18 protein-coding genes and 1 pseudogene are annotated in these 19,993 nt (G+C 58.4%); 5 read left to right on the top strand and 14 right to left on the bottom strand.

The genetic code is table 11. The annotated features are described in order from the left end of the window. Positions 1–426: 426 nt before the first annotated feature. Positions 427–2,709 carry a putative bifunctional diguanylate cyclase/phosphodiesterase gene (locus AC1MH0_RS19260; RefSeq protein ID WP_480964096.1) on the top strand — a complete coding sequence of 761 codons (2,283 nt, stop codon included), beginning with the start codon at positions 427–429 and terminating at the stop codon, positions 2,707–2,709. A gap of 299 nt (positions 2,710–3,008) precedes the next feature. On the opposite strand, the gene AC1MH0_RS19265 is transcribed toward AC1MH0_RS19260, so the two are convergent. The 7 genes from AC1MH0_RS19265 to AC1MH0_RS19295 form a co-directional block, all read right to left on the bottom strand. Beyond that, positions 3,009–3,149 (bottom strand): hypothetical protein, encoded by a 141-nt coding sequence (locus tag AC1MH0_RS19265; RefSeq protein WP_480964097.1) that lies wholly within the window; start codon positions 3,147–3,149, stop codon positions 3,009–3,011. 431 nt (positions 3,150–3,580) lie between these two features. Further along, positions 3,581–4,024, bottom strand: coding sequence for a hypothetical protein (locus AC1MH0_RS19270; protein ID WP_480964098.1), 444 nt, complete (start codon positions 4,022–4,024; stop codon positions 3,581–3,583). A gap of 106 nt (positions 4,025–4,130) precedes the next feature. Next, positions 4,131–4,334 (bottom strand): DUF5818 domain-containing protein, encoded by a 204-nt coding sequence (locus AC1MH0_RS19275; protein WP_132833749.1) that lies wholly within the window; start codon positions 4,332–4,334, stop codon positions 4,131–4,133. Positions 4,335–4,434: 100 nt separating this feature from the next. After that, entirely contained in the window at positions 4,435–4,845 is a 411-nt protein-coding gene (locus AC1MH0_RS19280; RefSeq protein WP_480964099.1) for a hypothetical protein, read from the bottom strand. A 436-nt stretch (positions 4,846–5,281) separates the two neighbouring features. Continuing rightward, the gene (locus AC1MH0_RS19285; protein ID WP_480964100.1) at positions 5,282–6,043 is read right to left on the bottom strand and encodes an ImmA/IrrE family metallo-endopeptidase; all 762 of its coding nucleotides are present in this window, start codon (positions 6,041–6,043) and stop codon (positions 5,282–5,284) included. Continuing rightward, entirely contained in the window at positions 6,040–6,405 is a 366-nt protein-coding gene (locus AC1MH0_RS19290; protein WP_480964101.1) for a hypothetical protein, read from the bottom strand. The genes AC1MH0_RS19285 and AC1MH0_RS19290 overlap by 4 nt, the downstream gene beginning before the upstream one ends. 62 nt (positions 6,406–6,467) lie before the next feature. After that, on the bottom strand, positions 6,468–7,028 hold the full coding sequence (locus tag AC1MH0_RS19295; protein ID WP_480964102.1) for a sigma-70 RNA polymerase sigma factor region 4 domain-containing protein: 561 nt from the start codon (positions 7,026–7,028) through the stop codon (positions 6,468–6,470). A gap of 190 nt (positions 7,029–7,218) precedes the next feature. On the opposite strand from AC1MH0_RS19295, the gene AC1MH0_RS19300 reads away from it, so the two are divergent. The 3 genes from AC1MH0_RS19300 (at position 7,219) to AC1MH0_RS19310 (ending at position 11,164) form a co-directional block, all read left to right on the top strand. After that, positions 7,219–7,443 carry a DUF2188 domain-containing protein gene (locus AC1MH0_RS19300; protein WP_480964103.1) on the top strand — a complete coding sequence of 75 codons (225 nt, stop codon included), beginning with the start codon at positions 7,219–7,221 and terminating at the stop codon, positions 7,441–7,443. A gap of 347 nt (positions 7,444–7,790) precedes the next feature. Next, a complete protein-coding gene (locus AC1MH0_RS19305) occupies positions 7,791–8,801 on the top strand; it encodes a toll/interleukin-1 receptor domain-containing protein (protein WP_480964104.1) in 1,011 nt (336 codons plus the stop codon). Positions 8,802–9,451: 650 nt separating this feature from the next. Then, on the top strand, positions 9,452–11,164 hold the full coding sequence (locus AC1MH0_RS19310; RefSeq protein ID WP_480964105.1) for a restriction endonuclease: 1,713 nt from the start codon (positions 9,452–9,454) through the stop codon (positions 11,162–11,164). Between the two features lie 189 nt (positions 11,165–11,353). Here the strand turns inward: AC1MH0_RS19310 and AC1MH0_RS19315 are convergent, their stop codons facing one another. The 7 genes and pseudogenes from AC1MH0_RS19315 to AC1MH0_RS19345 form a co-directional block, all read right to left on the bottom strand. Further along, entirely contained in the window at positions 11,354–11,653 is a 300-nt protein-coding gene (locus AC1MH0_RS19315) for a hypothetical protein (RefSeq protein WP_480964106.1), read from the bottom strand. 597 nt (positions 11,654–12,250) lie between these two features. Beyond that, the gene (locus tag AC1MH0_RS19320; protein ID WP_480964107.1) at positions 12,251–12,898 is read right to left on the bottom strand and encodes a 3-oxoacid CoA-transferase subunit B; all 648 of its coding nucleotides are present in this window, start codon (positions 12,896–12,898) and stop codon (positions 12,251–12,253) included. Then, on the bottom strand, positions 12,899–13,609 hold the full coding sequence (locus tag AC1MH0_RS19325; RefSeq protein ID WP_480964108.1) for a CoA transferase subunit A: 711 nt from the start codon (positions 13,607–13,609) through the stop codon (positions 12,899–12,901). Between the two features lie 75 nt (positions 13,610–13,684). Further along, positions 13,685–14,470, bottom strand: coding sequence for a 3-hydroxybutyrate dehydrogenase (locus AC1MH0_RS19330; RefSeq protein WP_480965791.1), 786 nt, complete (start codon positions 14,468–14,470; stop codon positions 13,685–13,687). A gap of 22 nt (positions 14,471–14,492) precedes the next feature. Then, complete coding sequence (locus AC1MH0_RS19335; protein WP_480964109.1) at positions 14,493–15,308, bottom strand: alpha/beta fold hydrolase; 816 nt, start codon at positions 15,306–15,308, stop codon at positions 14,493–14,495. Next, the gene (locus AC1MH0_RS19340; protein WP_480964110.1) at positions 15,305–16,507 is read right to left on the bottom strand and encodes a spinster family MFS transporter; all 1,203 of its coding nucleotides are present in this window, start codon (positions 16,505–16,507) and stop codon (positions 15,305–15,307) included. Before AC1MH0_RS19340 ends, AC1MH0_RS19335 begins: the two co-directional genes overlap by 4 nt. A 62-nt stretch (positions 16,508–16,569) precedes the next feature. Further along, positions 16,570–18,977, bottom strand: a pseudogene (locus AC1MH0_RS19345) (TonB-dependent receptor). Positions 18,978–19,091: 114 nt separating this feature from the next. On the opposite strand from AC1MH0_RS19345, the gene AC1MH0_RS19350 reads away from it, so the two are divergent. Continuing rightward, positions 19,092–19,754, top strand: coding sequence for a TetR/AcrR family transcriptional regulator (locus AC1MH0_RS19350; protein WP_480965792.1), 663 nt, complete (start codon positions 19,092–19,094; stop codon positions 19,752–19,754). Positions 19,755–19,993: the final 239 nt, after the last annotated feature.

A 19,993-nucleotide genomic window follows, 5' to 3' on the forward strand; every position in this document is an offset into this window, starting at 1 on the left:
CATAATCTGTCTGCTGCCTATGTCTTCGCAATGTGGGCAGCCAATGGACGGACAGTTCTTAAATTCGCGTGTTTATGGGTACGTTTTTGCAAGCATACCTGTCAGCCGGCAAGGCCCATTCAACGCCCGAGGTGACAAGTATGGCGAAGCCCGTTCTTCGGTCCAGGCGTATGAACACCGGTGGCCACTCGTCCAATGAAGGGTACGGTCTTAATCCCCCAAATGGACCAGCCGTTCGGTAAGGCAATCCTGGCTACGTCAGTATGGAGTAATTTCGCAATCGCATTTGCCGCATCGTTAACGACTAACCTGCCGCACCGATCGAAAAATTAAGCATATCCTATGGAATATCAGATATCTACCTGATGACTGAGTCCCCCGTTTTCTCCGCCGATGGAGATCTGCGCAACCTCTGAAAGACATCTGATGTTGATAGAGCGACCCTCGTTATGGGGCCAAGACGCGATCGATCATCCAAGCGATGTGTTATGGGAAGCAGCACGTCAGAGATCGTTGGAGGCGATCGTAGCTCAGGCGAAATCGGCAACAGGCTGCGTGGCGTCGCTCATATGTGCCGTAGCGGATGGCGCGTTGGTTATCATGGCGCAAAGCCATGATGGGCCGTTACGCAACGTATTGCCATGCCTTGGTGATCTTGGATCAGCATGCCAATGCGCTGTCCAGCTTGGCGGTTCAAAGGCCATAGTCAGCTTTACCGGCGAGTTTGCCGGAGATGTAAGGTTTGCCAGCGTTACGCCTATTTCAGGTGGGGTGTCCGCTTTCCTGATAGTTCTCGACATCCACGAGCGGCCGCGGCTGAGCGCTGCGCAGACCTACGTCCTGCGCTCCCATGCTGCTCATCTGGCGACGGTCCTCGAACTAACAATGCTCCAAAAGCACGTGCAACAGGTGGAGGGTGTAGAGAACCGCGCAAATCTGGAGCGCCTACGGTTGCTCGAGTCAGTTGCCGTCCATGCCCGTGATTCGATCGTCATCACGGAAGCAGAACCGATCGACTTGCCTGGCCCACGTATCATCTACTGCAACGCGGCTTTCACGCAGGCGACGGGGTACTCGGCCGAAGAGGTGATCGGTCTGACGCCGCGCGTGCTTCAGGGTGAGAAGACCAATCCGGCATCGCGCGAGAAGTTGCGCCGCGCGCTTTCCGCGTGGGAGCCGATCGAGATCGAGATGATCAACTACCGAAAGGACGGCACCGAGTTTTGGGTGGAACTCAGCATTGTGCCGGTCGCCAACGAGCGGGGCTGGTATACGCATTGGGTGTCGGTGCAGCGCGATATTACCGAGCGCAAGAACACTCAGGAATTGGCTGCGCGGGTTCGGGTCGCGGAAATTGAGAATGAGGCACTCGCCACGGAGATCGTTGAACGCCGGCGGATCGAGGCCGAGCTTCAATACGCAGCTTTCCATGATAATCTCACACGCCTGCGTAATCGCGCATTCTTCATGGAACGGCTTACAAAGGCACTTGAGCGCGATCAAACGCAAGGCGAAGGTCGCTGCGCGGTGCTGTTCCTCGACCTCGACCGGTTCAAGATCGTCAATGATAGTCTGGGCCATCTCGAAGGCGATGCACTGCTTAAAGACGTCGCCCAGCGGCTAAGACGCTGCGTTCGCCCCCAAGATACGCTCGCCCGCATTGGCGGTGACGAATTTGCGATCCTGATCGAGGAAGTTTACGATATCGCAACGCCGGTTCTTATCGCCGAGGCGGTTATCGAGGCGCTACGCGCACCCGTGCAGCTTGGACGACAGTCGGTGTTCCCATCTTGCAGCATCGGCATCGTCCATGCCCGCGAGCCAGGTGCTGCCCCCGACGATCTGATGCGCAACGCCGATATCGCCATGTATGAAGCAAAGCGGGCAGGATATGGCGACTATGCAATTTACGACGTCTCGATGCACGATCAGGCTGTCGCAAGACTAACGCTTCAAACGGACCTGCGCTGCGCTGTCGAGCGAGGAGAGTTCCACATCGCGTACCAGGCGATCGTCGACCCGGCGAAAAGCCAAATTGTAAGTTTTGAAGCCTTGTTACGCTGGAATCATCCGACACGCGGCGCGGTCAGTCCGGCTAACTTTATAGACGTTGCAGAAGAGATCGGCATCATCCGGCAGATTGATCGATGGGTCATGCGCAGAGCCTGCGAGGAGCTTGCAGGCTGGCAGTGTCGCTTCGGTAGGCCAGATCTTCGGGTAAGCATCAACATCTCTGCATCCGAGTTCGTCGATACCGATTTCGTGGATCACCTCTCGAACGTTTTGCAGGAATTTGGTCTGTCGCCACAATCGCTTGAGCTAGAGATCACCGAGGGAATCTTCCTACATCCATCGCCCGTCATCGCAGAAACAATTGCGGCGGTACGCCATTTGGGGGTGCGGATCGCACTCGACGATTTTGGAACAGGATACTCGTCCCTGAGCTACATTAACCGGTACCCAATAGACACGATCAAGATCGACAAGTCGTTTATCGACGGCGTCGGCACCAACCGACAAACGCGCGCGATTGTGGAGCTTATCGTGAAGCTGGGTGAGGCGCTCAACCTCAACGTTATCGCGGAAGGCGTGGAGACGCAGGAGCAGACCGACATCCTGATGGAGATCGGGTGTCGTGCGATCCAAGGGTATCACTTTGCCCGACCCGACACCGTAGGCGACGTTCTACGGAGACTAGAATCGCGCTAGTTGAAGCACCTGCGCTAATAATCACCCGGAACCACAATATAGGGGCAGTTTGCGGCTCACATCGCATGGGACGGATTGATGCGGCAGCGCCCTATATTGAACCACGACCAACGTGACGTACGCACAATGCTGATCCGCCTGCTGGCGAATGGCAATCGAGACGGCAAAGGCGGTCTCTACAAAAGTCGTGAATAAAACGCCCTACTGCGGAAGGTCCGCGGAGCGTTGTCACCGGCACGGCATGGAGGAAACCACACCGGTCGGAATCACAACAGCAGCTCCGAAGGTCAGTTCACTAATCATACATCAAATCCGCGCTTTTCTATCTCCTCGACCATACGGCTAACCTCTAGGTCCTTGGGGTCACCATCGGTCACCTCGTAGGCGTCGACCAGCTCGTGGTCCTGCATGTGCTTGGCGTCACTCGGGGTCGCCGTCATCGGGTTCTCCGTTCTCCGCGTGCCTAGCTGTGATCTCCAGGTCCACAGACAGCTGGTGCAACGCTCGATAAGCGCCCAGGCGTTCCATCCCGTCCCTCTGGTCTCCTTCGATCCTGGGGTCGCGTTGGGCACTGTCGGCGCGGAGGCGTGCCAGCTTGGCAGCAGCTCTCAAGGTCTCGGGGTCCAGCATGCTCCACAGATAATGCCCTAGCTGTTCCCCGGTGTCACCAGACTGCGTGCACGTGACACGATGCGTCTCACTGAGGTATAACCCTGAGTAAGTAGGTTGTTTGGGACACAATTCCCGTTCAAACAAGGTCGGTTACAGAGTAATTGAACACCTCATTCAGAAGGTCTACACCTTGCATCGACACATCAGGATGCGTCTGGCTCAGTCGCGCGGATCGCTGTGTCAGCCTCGGGCTTAGCCTTTAGAGGGCAATCAAGGGATTCGTACTCGATGGTATAACCGCCGGCGCGCTTTGCATGTTCGACGCCTGGATCGCGGCTGCTATTAGTTCAACGTGTGTAAGATCCCGCTGATCGATCCACCATTTGGCGTCAGTTAGCTGGAGGCATGCTTGATAATCCGCGTCGCTGTGGGAGTTGGTTAGTACTGCGAGCCGCTTGTTCCTGATTGTCGACGCCCAACTGATCTGCCGATCGGTGCCAGTCAGCAGTGGGAGAACAAGGTGTGAGATAGCGGCGCTGCTTAACGCTGCCGCAGCGACCTCCTCAGCCAGCTTCTCCGCAACGAAGCAGTCACGACAGGTAGTCGTCTTCAGCCACTTGGCCTTACGTTCCTGCTGGCTTTCAAAGCCGGTGAGATGATGAGCCTGCTCATGACCGCAGGCATGAATGATCCGCTGTTCCATGGCATGGATGATGCCCGCTTGTGGTTTGTGCGCAACGCTGATGAGTCAGGCTGAATCAGAATCGCGGCCAGTGGCTGACGACTGAACGGGACAAATGTCCAGCCAACTAAGCTGGCGCAACGCCGTCAGCGTTCACCAGATCCGGGCCAACCAATGTGCCGATGAGCCGGACGCGCTTCTCTACCAGATCTACGGGGGTTCGATGCAATTCCAGCTCGTAGCGGCCACCGACATCGCGGCGAAGATAGAAGGCTCCGCCATCGCGGACCAAGGTGCCTATCTCATTGATCCGGGTGCCAATCGCTACCATCGTCGCTCCATCGTGATCGTGTAAAGTTGCTGGCGATCCTGCTTATAACCGAGTGCCTAGCTGGGCCCCATGATACTGCTAATCCGTTCCCGAGCGGCCTTCAAAAGCTGATATTACGCCGCGCCATTTCAACGAACGCCATATCCCCGATTGGTGGGCGGGGCTCGACTTTGAAGATATCAGCCAAGTCGAGAAGATCCTCGTTGGAAAGGCTCGCGATCGAGGCTTCGATCTCGGCAAGCCGCCGCACCGCGTGATCGCCGTGATCGGCGACCCGCTTCATTCTTGTCTTGAGCATGCCGCCTTTTATCATAAACGTCGCGGGGGCGGCAGGGGCATTTACGGCCGGTTGGCTGAGGTCATTCGGCCAAACATGCCCGCTATCTGCAGGCGGAAGAAGCTTCTCTAATGGAGAACCGCACCGCGTTCTGGCAGCAGATCCCAAAGCGGCAGAAACGCACAGCTTCAAAGGGTGAACGGCGCCATCACAGTGCATGCGGACCGTCCGCATTTACGGTAAAACTGGTGGAAAGCGGAATGGCCGCTTTAGGGCAGCGACCGCAAAGAAGCGGACGTTCGTTCAGCCGGGAGGGCAGGGGCTTGAACGCGTCGTCCCTCGTACCGCAACTGGACTTGTGACGTGGCCTTCCGACACTTCGAAGCCGGCAAAAACCCGTGCGTCAACGCGCAGGAACAGAACCGTCCGGTTGTGACACCGCAGCAGATCGGTTGAATTGAGCGACTTTCAACTCGACTGCGGCAACCCCGAGATAGTAGCGAAGCGCATTGCCCTCTAGACCAGCTACGGGTTCCAGCCGTTGCCCTCCAATGACTTGCGGTTGTTCCTGCCGATCGCGACGGTTTGGACGCTCACGCAAGCGGGTACATAGGCTGACGATTGCTGACCATCACCTCCCGCGGTCCGCAATCACCCTTGCCGTGCAATCCTATTCGAGCATCTGATCCGTCAGCGTCAAAAGGGCGAGCACATCATTCCCGAAGCCTTTGACGCACTCCTCAGTCAGGTTGAACCGATCAGCGCCCCGGCGATCGAACCATGCGTCCGCCCCGATGATGGTCGGCCGCGACCGATCTGTCTTTCCGTACAGCACGTCCATCGCGTCTGACTCGGGATCGAGGTCACCACGGGGAAACCAGTGATCCGGAATGCCACCATTGCGTCGAAACCATCGGCGTCCGTTCTGACCGTGGCAAACGATCATACTGGGCCAAGGGCTATGGTCGATGAACCGTAGCGCCGTCGCCAACCGGCTGGTGGAAAAGGCAGCAGCCAGAGCGTCGATTGCTTCGAACGACGGGCGCCGGTGAGCGGCGGCAAGTGGTCGAAACAGATAGGCCGGCATTAACAGGTCGGCGGCATAATTATCGGCTTGCCGCTCAATGCCGGCACCGCTTTGGCTGAAACTCCCAATCTCACTTGCCCGGCAGACCGACGACCGCCCGCGATGATGCTGCCAGTGACCCAGCTCATGCGCGATCGAGAAGCGACGGCGACGAGGATCGCCATCGCCTTTCACGGTGATGATCGCCTGATCGCGGAAGCCGATGATCCTAGCTTCGCAGCTCTCCAGAATGCCGTTGCGCACCTTGGCGCCCATCGTCCAGGCGATCGCCTCGACATCGATCTCATCCGGACTGGTGACGCCGAAGGACTGCAAGAGCTTTTCGGCTTGGCCGAGCCCCTTCAAATCGGATTGCCGTCTTCGTCGATGGCACCAAGCTCTCGCAAATCGGCGAGAATATCGTCCATCTCTTTCTCGGTGATACCGTCGCCGTTACGGGCAGCCATCGTCAGCCGGCTTTGCAGCTTGGTATCGTCGTTGGCGAACCGGGCGAGGACAGCAGCCCGATCTCTGAGAGGAAGCTGGTGGACTTGCCCCCGGCCCGTTAAGGTTGCGCGATCGATCTCCGCTCGCGCAGCCTGGAGGCGCGACCTTCCAGATCGGGCGGTTGCGGTCGAGATTATAGCGCGGATGCGATCGGCTTCATCCTCGGCATTCAGCCCTTCGGCCTCGACCTCCGCCAGTAATTCCGCGTCCGACATAGCCATGATGTCTGCGACCAGTTCATCCGCCAGACGGTCGATCGGAGGGTTAGGACGCCCCGCCCTGCTCACGATGACCATCCATTGGGAAACGCCGCATCTATCGTGCGACGGACACGGCGTCGGATAGTGGCATACGCCGTCATGTCGACACCGTTCATGGTCATGATCTCGTCCTTCGGCAGGTCATCCAGATACGCCCACAGGAACAGGGTTGCTTCATCATCATCGGCAAACAAGGTTTCCAGCGCATTTCGTCGAGCCGACGCATCTTCCCGTGAAAGCGCCAGTTCCTCGACATTGGGTTTCGTTTCCACCAGCTCATGCAGGAACCGGCCTTCGGCATCAGTGGCATCAGCCGACACCAGTTCGGGTTCGACCTTCTGTTGCCTGCCCGACGCACGGCTGCGCATGACACCGATCAGGAATGGCACCATCTCCATCCCGCGCGGACAATTCCGAACGCCCTCGATCGTCTGACACACCGCTTCGTTGAGCAGATCGTCGACCTCACACCCGGCCGCAAATGCATATTGTCGTCCCGCCTTCCTCAGTCTGAGGAGGTCGGTCGATGTCAGGCAATCGATCGCCTGCCGCGCTTCCGCAAGATCAAGGGTCGGTTCGCTCACTCAACTCCGCCGGCTTCCTGAAGGAGTAGGCTGATTTTCAGCGCGGCTCGGACACGATACGAAAAAAACCGTGTCGGCATGTCCGAGAGCACCCGCCGTTTCAGCCTACCCCCTTGATAGTCAATGAAGACGATCGGGAGCGGGTTCGCAAGCCGTCTTACCCTTAAAGCGCGAGGAAGGAGGTAGAATTATGTCCGGAAAGAACCAGCATGTCGTCCCGCACGCAGGCGGTTGGGCTGTTCGCGGTGCCGGCAACGGTCGTGCGACGTCGGTCCATGACACCCAGCGTAACGCGATCGACGCAGCGCGAGGCATCGCGCAGAGCCAGCACAGCGAACTTCTGATCCACGGCCGCAATGGCCAGATCAGGGATCGCGACAGCTACGGCAGCGACCCCTTCCCGCCGAAGGGGTGATCAGACCAGGCCACGTTCGGTGACGGCGTGGCCTGCTTTTTTACAGGGCAACAAACATGCGCAGCAGCATTAAACCTATCCGACCGCCCCGTCCTCCCAAACCGATCGACCGCATGCAAAACATGCGCACAATTCGTCCTTTGGGAAAGACGAAGTGGGTCAAGGCGCACTGGCGCTGGGACTATGATCGCCATGCGTGGGAGTGGGTGATCGGACACTGGTCGAAGTAGGAGCAGGCAACATGGGTGTGCACGTGATGCAAACACCCTGTGCCCCTAAGAGGTTATTAGAGCCGATTGGTTGTTCTTACGCTTTTTGTACCTAGATCGCCTTGAAAGGGGCCTGCCATGTCACTGTCAACGGATCGATCTAGCTTATCGCGTCTCAATAAAGAGATCGCCGACTTGCGTACGAAGGAGGCTGCGGAAGTCAAGAAGGCAGCCGAAGCATCAAAGAAGGCAAATGCAGCCATGGATTCGTCCCGTCGCGCTAGTTCTAGCAGCACGGCTAAGAGCTATGTCAGTACCGCCGATCGCGAGTCTGGAAACGCACAAACAGCGCAGGTCAACCAGAGCCGGTATGCTCACCAAGCTGCCTCGAAAATCCGGAGTGTTACTGATCTTCAAGATAAGATCGCGAAAGAGGAGGAGCGCGAGCGCAAGAAGGCACAGGATGCCAACGAGAAGCGCCGCCGCGAGGAAGACGTAAGGCGCAAGTCTGACGAGCAGCGTCAGCGACGTGTCGACCAAGCAACTGCTACGGCAGCGCGCGCGATGCAAAGCCGTATCTTTGAATTGGAAGCGCAGGTGACGGCTCAGCTTGAGGCGGCCGCATCTGCCACGCCTGCCTTCCGACCAACTCCTGCGAAGGGGTCGAGTGAGGTTCACGACGTCTTCGTCTCCCATGCCTGGGAGGACAAGGCTGGCTTTGTTGACGACCTTGTCGCCAAGATGAAGGCTGCGGGTCTTAAAGTCTGGTACGACACGGACGCTATTGAGTGGGGCGGCAGCATTAGGCAAGCTATCGATGCGGGATTGGCCGGTTCCTACTTTGGGATTGCGGTTTTCTCGCCCGACTTCTTCGCCAAGCCCTGGACGAACTATGAACTTGACGGTCTGTTGGAACGAGCGGCCAACGGCGAAGGGCGCCTACTCCCTATTTGGCATCGGCTCTCTAAAGATGATGTCTTGAGGTATGCTCCATCCCTAGCAAACCGTGCGGCGCTCAACACGAGTTTTTCGTCGGCCGATGACATTGTGGCGGAGTTAGTGAAGCTGCGGGACCGCTACCGGGCTGTAGTAGAGGGACAGAATGTCAGTGAGATTGCAGTGGACCAACCGGAGCAAGAGGTCCGCTAGAAAAGACTGGTCGGTTTCGACAAAATTGTCGATCACGCCGGCCCGGAATTAGTGGGCGAAAACCCGACGACACATTGCTCTGACGGTAAATCTTGAGGAAGAAATCATGCCCTGGCCCCGCGATCATTCAACAGGAGCCGGTGGTGGCCGCTCCACAGGTGCGAGTGGTGGAATGTCTACTGGTGCCGGTGGTGGAATGTCGACCGGCGCAGGAGGCGGACTCTCGACAGGTGCTGGCGGCGGTCTGTCAACAGGAGCGGAAGGAGGTCTCTCAACAGGGGCAGGAGGCGGCTTGTCGACGGGGGCCGGTGGTGGGTTATCTACCGGGGCTGGCGGCGGCTTATCGATAGGAGCTGGAGGTGGTCTTTCAACTGGAACTGGTGGCGGCAGATCAACCGGCGGACCACCGCACTACATGAGCAACGTGCCTCCCTGGCCTAGGTTCGTGCAGGAACTTGAAAAACGGGGTTTATTGCGTGAAGCCGAGATCATCCGACGTAACCACCTTTAGGTATAGGGGCAGCGTAGCGTGGGGGCCGACCGAAATGAACGGCCTTTCCGCTCATTAATTGCGAGCCGACTTGCCGCCGACCGCGCGTCGTGCTCGACTCTCAAGGACAGCGCGGAGACGCCGAGGGGGAACTGCCGAAATGACCGACATCACATTGCATTCGCCGAACCTAGATAAGCTCGAAATCGGCAATCTCAGCGCCAAGTTTAGCGCGCGCGGCGACCGGATCCTGCGCTACTATATCGACATTCGGCACAAGACGATGAACCTGCACCGCGAGCTTGGTGCGCCGGAGCTGTTCATTCTCCAGAGCAAAGTTGACGCCCTGTTAGCCGACTGGGACGAGAAGCTGGTCGCGTTCGAGACGAAAAGGCTTTTCCAGACCGGCAAGGGCGCGGCCGACGACATGACCGCCGATGCCATCCGCGACCAGGAACGCATAAGCCGCATCCTCGCTCACACGCTGACCATCGATGACGCCATTGACTGGGAGACGCTGAAGGACCGCAGCGAATACCCGATGCCGTCCCGCTTCCCGGAACCGCAGCCTACCACAGTACCCCGCCCAGAACCCGCCTACGAGGCGTTGCAGATCGGCCTGCTTGATCGGTTGCTCGGCAAGCGCCGCCATCTCGAGGAGCAGGCCGAGACGCGCAACGCCCGCGCCGGCGAGGAGTGGCGGCGGTCGGAAACGGAGCGCGAGGCGCTGCACGCCGTCGCGATGACGAACTGGGAAGCGCGGGAGGCCGCTTTCTGGGCCGAGCACCACGGCGCCAAGGCCGAGCACCTGTCCGCGCAGGGCGCTTCCCACTCCAAGGTCGACGCGCTGCGCGACGCGGTCGCCGACCGCGATCCCGATGCTGTCATCGAACACGCATCGCTGGTGTTGGAGAACTCGGACTACGGTGGCCTGTTCGAGAAGTCCTACGAGGTTCAATATCGGCCGGACGACCGCCTGCTGCTGCTAGCCTACGACCTTCCCGCCCCAGACCGGCTGCCGCAGAAGAAGTCGGTTAAATTCGTGAAGGCCACCGGCGAGCTGGTCGAGACGAAGATCGCCGAGCGCGACCGCAAGGCCAACTTCGACAGCGCCTGTCACCAGATATGCCTCAGAACCATCCACGAGCTGTTCGAGGCCGACGTCGACGGCAATGTCGATGCGGTTCTTTTCAACGGCATGGTCGAGTTTGTGGATCCGGCCACCGGGCTCCAGCGGCGATCATGCATCCTGTCGGTCCTCGCCAAGCGCGACGATTTCTGCCGCATCGACCTCGCCCGCGTCGATCCCAAGGCGTGCTTCAAGGCGCTCAAGGGCGTCTCTGCCGCCAGCCTCTCCGCGCTCGCGCCCGTCCCACCTGTCATTGAGATGGACCGCGAGGACCGCCGCTTCATCGAAGCCCGCGAGGTCGGCTCCACCCTCAACCAGGGGACCAATCTCGCCTCCATATCGTGGGATGACTTCGAGCACCTCGTCCGCGAGCTGTTCGAGAAAGAATTTCTGAGCCGCGGCGGCGAGGTGAAGGTCACCCAGTCCTCCAGCGACGGCGGCGTCGACGCCATCGCCTTCGACCCCGACCCGATCAGCGGCGGCAAGATCGTCATCCAGGCCAAGCGCTACACCCGCACGGTTGGCGTCGCCGCGGTCCGCGACCTCTACGGCACGGTGATGAACGAGGGCGCGTCGCGCGGCATCTTGGTCACCACCTCCGATTATGGCCCCGACGCCTACCGCTTCGCCAGTGACAAGCCGCTGGCACTGCTTAACGGCGCTAACCTGCTGCACCTGCTCGAGAAGCACGGCTATCAGGCCAGTATCGACGTTGCCGGCGCACGCGCCGCGCGGTTACAATGAGGTAGCCGGCCGATGGGCGCGGCGAAGGACGACCGATCACACCAGCACCATGCTTGAACACTTCAACGGCGGTCCTTCACAAACCAGCTGTGAAGCAACGTGCGTCCTGCTTCAGCCGATGAACGAACGGCCGTAGCTAGGCGTCGAAAAATGCGGCTTGAGTGTCGTCTTGTGGGTTGGACCAGGCATCTACTTTTCGGTCGGGATCCAATCAGCAGCCACGTAAAGCGACTGGCAGAACGCGGCAGCGGATGCCGCGATTGCAGCCCAGCGGCTCCATTCGCTCTGCCGCTTTAACGTGAACTCCATGTCCGAGCCGTCGAACAGCGTCCAAGTCGCGTAACCCGGGCGGCCGTGCTTTGCGAAGTGCTTTTCCCGCATCCGGTTGGCTCCTTCGGGGGAGACCTTAACTACAGCCGATCGCCACCAGAGCCCGGCAGCCAAAATCGATAGAACGGCCGTCGAGATGGCGAGGGCGGTCTTGATCACCGTGATTGCTCCTGTGGTCATCAATGCCTCGTATCTTCGCTATATGGCGCGTCGCTCAACAGTACGAGCCCATTCAGGCTTCGTCACCCTGCCTCTCGAACAAGCCGAACAATGGCAGATCGCGATAGCTGCATCCCCGCCAAGTGCGCTTGCTGAACGAAGGTCCGGTTCTGGGTAGGACCATTGTCGCCCTGAACGGCCGCCTTTGGGTCCCCCCGGCCCAGTGCTAGCGGACGCTTTCCAATATAGATGAAGCCGCTCAATAGAGAGCAAGGAATGCCCGAACCTGCCGTTTTGAGGAAGCACGGCAGGCACCTTTCTTTGTGTACAACCTACCGTTTCCTGAAACTCGAGCGGGAATAATATTTGGGAAAGCTGCCTAATTCGGGAGTATCGTTAATTCGCCCCCGTACCAACTACTCGCTATACCTTTTTAATTGGAAAAGACGGCACTGCCAGCGGCCCCCATAGTCTGATCCCAGCCAAAGCAGTGCCGCCACTCAAGCCTACATTCCAAACCGGTGTTCTGTCACTTGCGCCTCAACAGTAAAGCGCGGGCATGGAAAGTTTCAAGGTACTATTATGTTGAGGCTAATATCATGTTTCATTATTACAAGTATACCTTGCAGTAACTGACCGATTGATAAAATCAACTGTTATACCCGGTGCTAGTTCTACCAACGCGAATAGGCCATCGGAGATATTTCGTTTAAATACGGCGCAGTCCGTAATTATCATGTCTACTACGCACTTCCCCGTTATGGGAAGCGAGCAGGCTGGAACGAATTTTGGAGCACCATCTTTCGCGACGAGATCCATGAGTACGATGATCCGCTTAACACCGGACACTAGGTCCATCGCACCGCCCATACCTTTGACCATCTTGCCAGGAACCATCCAGTTGGCGAGATCTCCTGTCTCCGAAATCTCCAGCCCACCCAGTATTGCAAGGTCGATATGACCTCCACGAATCATCGCGAAACTATCTGCAGACGAAAAGAAGCTAGTGTCAGGTAACTCCGAAACAGTTTGCTTGCCCGCATTGATGAGATCAGGATCCTCCTCGCCTTCATATGGGAATGGTCCGATGCCAAGCATCCCATTTTCGGACTGCAAGGTAACTTCTACGCCGGCCGGAACGTGATTCGCTACGAGGGTTGGTATACCAATGCCAAGATTGACGTAGAAGCCGTCTTTCAGTTCCATCGCAGCCCGGGCCGCCATCTGATCGCGTGTCCACGCCATTTACGCGGCCTCCTTCTGGCGAACGGTCCGGAATTCGATCTGCTTGTCGTATGGGGCGCCCAGTATCAGGCGATTGACGTAAATTCCGGGTAGGTGGATTCGATCGGGGTCGAGCGACCCTACTTCCACAATCTGTTCGACCTCGGCTACGCAAACCTTGCCGCAGGTTGCTGCTGGCGCATTGAAATTACGCGCGGTCTTCCGGAACACTAGGTTACCAGCTGTGTCCGCCGTCCAGGCCTTGATGATGGAAAGATCGGCGCGAATGCCACGCTCGAGCAAATATTCGTCACCGTCAAATACCATAGTTTCTTTTCCTTCGGCTACGAGCGTGCCGACACCGGTCTTGGTGTAGAATCCTGGAATTCCCGCACCGCCCGCGCGCATCCGCTCGGCAAGCGTTCCTTGCGGTGTGAACTCGACATCGAGCTCACCTGATAAGTACTGTCGCTCGAACTCCTTGTTTTCGCCAACGTAGCTAGCGATCATCTTCCTGACCTGACGGGTCCGCAAAAGTTTACCAATACCCTCGCCATCGATTCCTGCGTTGTTTGATGCAAAGGTAAGTGCTGTTGTACCCGCGACGAGAATTGCATCAATCAGGCGCTCGGGCACGCCGCATAGGCCAAAGCCACCACTCGCAATCGTCATCCCGTCGAACAGAATGCCGTCCAATGCCGACGCCGCATCAGAATAGATCTTATTTGCCATACACGCCTCCTATCAGGGAAAGAACTTTCGTCCGACAGCTCATGTTCGGGATTTAGATTTGATAACCGTATAAGCCTATGCGGCTGTCCAGCCGCCATCCATTGCTAGGTTTGCGCCAGTAATCGACTGGGCATCGTCCCCACATAGGAATACAGCAAGAGCGGCTATCTGCTGGGGCGTCACAAACTGTTTTGTCGGTTGTGCTGAAAGAAGCACGTCGTTCATGACTTGATCGCGGGTCATTCCCCGAGATGTCATCGTATCTGGAATTTGGTGTTCGACCAGCGGCGTCCAGACATAGCCTGGCGATATGCAATTAACGGTTATGCCGTCCGTTGCTGTTTCGAGCGCGATCGTCTTTGTTAGCCCGGCAACGGCATGCTTGGCCATGACGTATGCGGACTTGTTAGGGCTTGCGACCGTGGAATGCGCTGACGCGGTAGAGATAATGCGTCCCCACCGCTTCGCGCGCATATGAGGCACTGCGGCACGCATCATGTGCCATACAGAGGCTAGATTGATGGCCAATATCGCATCAAACCGCTCGATCGGAAATTCCGCGATCGGAGCTACATGTTGGATGCCGGCATTATTGACCACAATGTCGCAAGATCCGGTTTCTTCCACTGCACGGGCGATCATCCTCGCGATATCGTCAGGTCGGGTCATGTCGGCCGCGTCATAAATGACCGTGCCGCCATTGATTTGCGCGAGCGCGCTGCGTTCGGTCTCGATCGCGTCGGCATCACCAAGACCATTGATGACGATCGAGGCGCCCGCTGCAGCCAAGGCCTTGGCACAGGCCAATCCAATGCCTGATGACGATCCCGTTATAACGGCGGTCTTGCCCCTCAAGAACATAATTCCCTCAGAAAATTTGGTGTTATCGGTGCGCGGATTGTGCCGCGATTTCGCTGGCAAAGTCGGCGACCGCTTGATTGAACAAGGCAGGTTCTTCGACATGCGGCGCATGCCCGGAGTGCTTGAACCCAGTCGCGCGCGCCTGCGCAACACTCCCCGTGATGAAGTGCGCAGCACCGTCAGGATAGAAGCGGCTGTTCAGGCCGTGAACGACGAGAGTCGGAACGTTCATGGATCGAAGGTGGCTGCGATAGTCTTGCTGGGTTAGCGACCGCCCAAGTGATGCGACCGCACCCAAATCTGCATCGGCAAGATAAGGCCCTAGCCAAGCGACCAACGCCTCGTCGGCGCTGCCCGTGGCCACGATAAGCCGCGCAATACGCTCTCCGCGTTTTTGCCTGGTTTCGCCGATCGCTGGTTCACGCATCGCGGGATTGATCAGGCCGAACTGCCATGTTTCGTCGTTGAAGACCTTAGGGGACATGTCGACGACGACCTGCCCGGCAAAGCGGTCTGCATGGGCGCCGCGCAGCAACTCCCACAGAACCATCGCGCCGAGTGACCAGCCAACGCCGATCACACCGTGCAGATCAAGGTGCTCGGTTAGTTCGGCGATGTCTGCTGCCAGACGTGCGATGTCAGGTTCGCGAGTTGTGGGCGTGTCGCCATGCCCGCGGAAATCCGGGCGAATAACCCTAAAGCGATCACGTAGCGCCTCAGCCTGTAGCGTGAATAGGCCGCCATGCGCATTTAGCCCGTGGAGGAGCAGCAGTGGTCTGCCGTTCCCTTCGTCAGAATAGGCAATGACGGCGCCGTCGCTAGCAATAAGCCGGGTCATGCAACCCAGTCCCTGCGAAGCGGACGTGCCGCAGCGGCCATCAGCGCCGCGGCGACCAGATACAGGGGTAGAGCCGCGAGCATCGAATAGCGAAGCGCCTCATCGCCGAAACGTACCGTGAAATGATCTGATAGCAGCCCGAGCAGTGAGCTACCTGCGCCGAGCCCGATCAGATTGTTGATAAGGAGAAAGCTTGCCGAGGCGGTCGCGCGCATGTGCGGCGGAACGAGATGCTGAACGGCGGTGATTACCGGGCCGAGCCAGACATAGGCCAGAGCCTGCGGTACGAGGCAGAAGAGGAAAGCGGCTACTACCGAATGTGATAGGATGCCTGCCGCGAATAGCGGCACTGCGCAGACGAAGGCGATGGCGGGGATGCGCGCATACGCAGCGCGGTCGCGCCCACCCAGCCGATCTGCGGCAACGCCTCCGAGCAGGATTCCGGCGGTGCCACCCAGTAGTAAGCTGGCGCCCATGAAGTGCGAGGTTTCAACGAGGTTTAGTCCGAAGCTGCGCTTCATCAACGACGGTAGCCAGAAGGCCAGTCCGTAGCCGAGCATGGAACTGGCAGAGGCGCCAAATGACAGCAGCCAGAAGCTGGGCTTGCGCGCAAGGATCCCGAAGACCCGTCTTACGGGCATCCGACTTTGCTGTTCGACCGGGGGCCGCGCTGGTTCGCGCACGACCAGGCGAAACAACGGGGCGAGTACAATCCCAGCGATACCCACGGCGATGAAAGCTGTGCGCCAATCGACTGAGGTTGCGATCTGGCCGCCAAGCAGCACCCCCGCCGCCGATCCGAGTGGGATGCCCAGCGAATAGATACTGAGGGCGCGTGCCCGGCGCTCAGGCTGGAAACTGTCGGCGATGACGGCATAAGACGGCGCGACGCCCCCCGCCTCACCGACACCGACACCGATCCTCGCCGCGAAGAGCTGGCTGAAGTTACCGGCCCAACCGCACAAAGCGGTGAAGCCGCTCCAAACGGCAAGCGATAGCGTTATGACCCAGACCCGGTTCGTCCGATCAGCGATCCATGCCAGCGGGATCGCCATGGTTGAATAAAGCAAGGCAAACGCTAGGCCTCCGAGTGTGCCCAGTTGCACGTCTGAAAGGCCCAAGTCTGTTTTTATGGCCGGCGCCAGGATGCCGAGGATCTGCCGGTCGATGAAATTGAAGCTGTAGACCAACAGCAGCATGCCTAGCGTAATCGAGGCACCGGGGCTCCGCTGCACCCCGGGCGCCAAAGGATCGGCCATCGTCAGAATTTTGCGCTGAAGGTTGCGAAGACCTGTCGCGGATTGCCGTAGAAGGCGGTCGCAATCCCTTCCTTGCCTAGCGTCGCCTGGTATCGACCCGCGGCGTTTAGGATCGGCACACCAGCTTGGTTGGTCAAAATATACTGATAGCCCGCGGTCTTGTAGATCTTGTTGGTCAGGTTCTTGCCGTGAACGCCAACTGAGTAGCGCCCGAAGCTGTAGTTAAGGTTTGCGTCGAAAAGCGTATAAGCGGGCTGATCGAGGAACGGGCTTGCCGTCTCGAACTGGTGGGTAAGGCTACGGTACGACGCGGTGCCCGATGCCGCGAGTGAACCATCCCCGATAGGAAGGGCCGCGCCCAGTGTGCCGCTGGTAGTCCAGTGCGGCGTATTCTGGAACTGACGCACGTTCGAGACATCTGCGCCGGTCGGCCCGACATAGCGGATATATTGCGGGTCGATGTAGCCGGCCGTTCCGGAGAGCGTCAGGTTTGAGCCTGCACCAGCAAAGTCGCGAGCAAGGACTGCATTCCCTTCGAATTCTGCACCCTTGATGTGCGCCTTGGCGGCATTGGTAGTGACGCCGATGAAAGTCTGCACCCCGTTGACGACCGCACCGACCGAACCCGGAATCTGCACGTTGCTGTAATCGGCATAGAAGCCGTCGATCGCGAACGTCAGTCGCCGGTCGAGCACTGCGCCCTTCCAACCGATCTCATAGCTCTTCACCGTCTCAGGCTCGAACTGGAGATAGTTATAGATGTCCTGATAAGTACGGCCAGTTGCGGCGTTGCTGATCGGAGCGGAAGCGCCCGACCCGCGCGGGTCGAAGCCGCCGCCCTTGAAACCGACCGAATAGGACGCGTAAAGCATGTGGTCGTCGCTAGGCTTGTAGCTGAGCGAAACGCGCGGCGTAAATTTCTTGAATTGTGCGGTACCTCTGAAATCGGTCAGTGGCACGCCGAGGATCGTCGGATTGCCTCCGAACTCAGCCGTCGGGCCGCCTAGATAGTTCGCCTTGAAGATGTGCGATTGCCGCTCGTCCCAGGTATAGCGGCCGCCGAGCGACAGGCTGATCTTCGGCGTGAAATCATAGGTGAAATCGCCGTAGATCGAATGTGTCTCTGTTCGAACATCGCCCGAGGTATAGGCATCGAGACCCGGGAGCGTCGTCGAGAGCAGCACATCGAACGCGGTGGTCGCTTTTGCACCGAGATAGTAATAGCCGACCAACCCGTTCAACTTGTCACTCTTGTAGAGCAGCTGAAATTCCTGGCTGGTCTGGCTGTTGCGGTACACAGCCGGCACGTCGACATCGACGGCAGGCAGTGCATCGAAGTCGATCGGAGTGAAGGACGTGTCGCCGCGATACGCGCTGATGCTGCGTAGCGTCACATGCTCGGTCAGCTCTGCCGTGGCCGACATCGATAGGCCGCCCCCTTCACTCGCGCGCGCGGATTGGTGAGACCCGCCTGAGTGTCGAACACGTTATCGAGTACAGGGGTGCCGGACACCAAACCCGCGATGAGGCGGTGGCCGTTGCGCGGATTGGAACGATCATCAGTATAGTCGCCCGTGACTCGTACGAATAACCGGTCGTCGGGCGAATGGAATTCGACGGTCCCGCGGCCCGCCCAGACATCCTTGCTGTAATTATCGAGGCCAGTCGTCAGGTTCTTACCAAAGCCGCCCCGGCTCAGACGCGCACCGGTAACGCCTACCCGGAGGAGGTCACCCACAGGGGCAGAAACGCTGACGATGCCGTCGGCCTGGTCATAGGACCCATAGCTACCCTTCAGATTGACGGAGAACTGGTCGGGTAGCTTCTTCGTCACGTATTTGATGGCACCGCCGATGGTGTTGCGGCCGTACAAGGTCCCTTGCGGGCCACGCAGCACCTCGATCCGCTCGACGTCGTACACGTCAAGTACCGCTGCTTGGGGGCGGTTGAGGTACACGTCGTCCAGATAGATGCCGACACCGGCCTCGAACCCGGGCACTGGGTCCTGCTGGCCAACGCCGCGAATGAAGGCCGCCAGTGTCGAATTGGTGCCACGTGCATCCTTTAGCGTCGTGTTGGGCGTGACGTTCTGGATGTCGGTCAGATCGATTGCGCCCGATTTTTCGAGCTTGTCGGCAGTGAAGGCGGTGACGGCGATGGGCACCTTGAGCAGGCTCTCGGATCGACGACGGGCTGTTACCACGATATCGCCCGAGGGTGCGGGCGATGCATTGGCTGTGTCGTCGGACGAAACGGCGGGTGCCGGGGAGGCGTCGTTTGGCGCTGGAGTGGAAGCCTGGGGCGCAGCATCGCTGGCTGGCGCGGTTTGCGCCAGCGAGGGACTCGTGGCCAGAAATATGGTGGCGGCACCCGCCAGAAGATTGCGACGCGCGCGGCTATGCGTTTTCATCATTACCCCTCCTGTGACGTCCCTGCCATGCTGGTTGATCCAGCTACTGCGTCGTCATATAACACTATATTGAAACATGAACCGGCTTTCAAGTCGAACGTTGGAGAATTTGGAATGCCGGCAAAACAGGGGCCTGGAAAAGACAACATCGGCGATACGCTGCCGGAGACGCGAGCTGATAAGCAACCGCGGACCGAGCGCGGCCGTCGGACGATGCGCGCGATCTTGGAAGCTGCTGCCGGTGAATTCGGCGAAAAGGGATTTCATGAAGCGTCGATCACGGGGATCACGCAGCGCGCGGGTGTCGCGCTTGGTAGTTTCTATACCTATTTCGATACCAAGGACGCGGTGTTCCGCGCGCTGGTGAAGGACATGTCCGAGCGAGTGCGCGATCACGTTGCACCGGCGCTGCATTCCGCGCCAGACGCGATAACTGCCGAACAACGAGGCCTACAAAGCTTTCTAGAATTCGCCCAAAGCCATAAAGAGATTTACCGCATCATCGACGAAGCAGAGTTTGTCGATCACGAGCGATATCAGCAGCATTACACGACCACCGCGTCGCGCATTACCAAGCGCCTTCAGGACGCCGCGAAACGCGGCGAGGTCCGTGCTGACGTGTCAGAGGTGCATGCTTGGGCTATCATGGGCATGAACGTTTTCCTGGGTCTACGATACTGCCTCTGGTCAGATGATGTATCCCCTTCCGGCGTAGCAGACGTAATCGGTGAATTTTTGCAGGCCGGAATAGGTCCAAGCACTCGGGATCGCCAATAGTGGCATCTCGGATAACCAATTATGAATCAGGTCGATGTATAAGAATAAAGTAAAAGAACTTTATTAGTACCTAGTAAGTAAGATAATTATATGTCATCATGATCTTACGGTTTCATATTGTGTTGCAATGTTTAAAAGATAATTTATGAAGTACTGTAAAGTATGCTGACAAGCGTGTTGTCTTTATCTAGCCCGGCAACCCTCTCATTGCCCACGTCAAGCCGCTGGTTCGCTTCCAT

It is taken from the genome of Sphingomonas sp. AP28 (assembly GCF_056680455.1).

Bases quoted from the DNA above. Each gene is read 5' to 3' on its own strand.
- AC1MH0_RS19310 (WP_480964105.1), top strand. From the start codon at position 9,452: ATGACCGACATCACATTGCATTCGCCGAACCTAGATAAGCTCGAAATC.
- AC1MH0_RS19265 (WP_480964097.1), bottom strand. From the start codon at position 3,149: ATGACGGCGACCCCGAGTGACGCCAAGCACATGCAGGACCACGAGCTG.
- AC1MH0_RS19300 (WP_480964103.1), top strand. From the start codon at position 7,219: ATGTCCGGAAAGAACCAGCATGTCGTCCCGCACGCAGGCGGTTGGGCT.
- AC1MH0_RS19260 (WP_480964096.1), top strand. From the start codon at position 427: ATGTTGATAGAGCGACCCTCGTTATGGGGCCAAGACGCGATCGATCAT.
- AC1MH0_RS19350 (WP_480965792.1), top strand. From the start codon at position 19,092: ATGCCGGCAAAACAGGGGCCTGGAAAAGACAACATCGGCGATACGCTG.
- AC1MH0_RS19290 (WP_480964101.1), bottom strand. From the start codon at position 6,405: ATGGCTATGTCGGACGCGGAATTACTGGCGGAGGTCGAGGCCGAAGGG.
- AC1MH0_RS19335 (WP_480964109.1), bottom strand. From the start codon at position 15,308: ATGACCCGGCTTATTGCTAGCGACGGCGCCGTCATTGCCTATTCTGAC.
- AC1MH0_RS19320 (WP_480964107.1), bottom strand. From the start codon at position 12,898: ATGGCGTGGACACGCGATCAGATGGCGGCCCGGGCTGCGATGGAACTG.
- AC1MH0_RS19280 (WP_480964099.1), bottom strand. From the start codon at position 4,845: ATGCGGACGGTCCGCATGCACTGTGATGGCGCCGTTCACCCTTTGAAG.
- AC1MH0_RS19275 (WP_132833749.1), bottom strand. From the start codon at position 4,334: ATGGTAGCGATTGGCACCCGGATCAATGAGATAGGCACCTTGGTCCGC.
- AC1MH0_RS19305 (WP_480964104.1), top strand. From the start codon at position 7,791: ATGTCACTGTCAACGGATCGATCTAGCTTATCGCGTCTCAATAAAGAG.
- AC1MH0_RS19330 (WP_480965791.1), bottom strand. From the start codon at position 14,470: ATGTTCTTGAGGGGCAAGACCGCCGTTATAACGGGATCGTCATCAGGC.
- AC1MH0_RS19340 (WP_480964110.1), bottom strand. From the start codon at position 16,507: ATGCTGCTGTTGGTCTACAGCTTCAATTTCATCGACCGGCAGATCCTC.
- AC1MH0_RS19270 (WP_480964098.1), bottom strand. From the start codon at position 4,024: ATGGAACAGCGGATCATTCATGCCTGCGGTCATGAGCAGGCTCATCAT.
- AC1MH0_RS19325 (WP_480964108.1), bottom strand. From the start codon at position 13,609: ATGGCAAATAAGATCTATTCTGATGCGGCGTCGGCATTGGACGGCATT.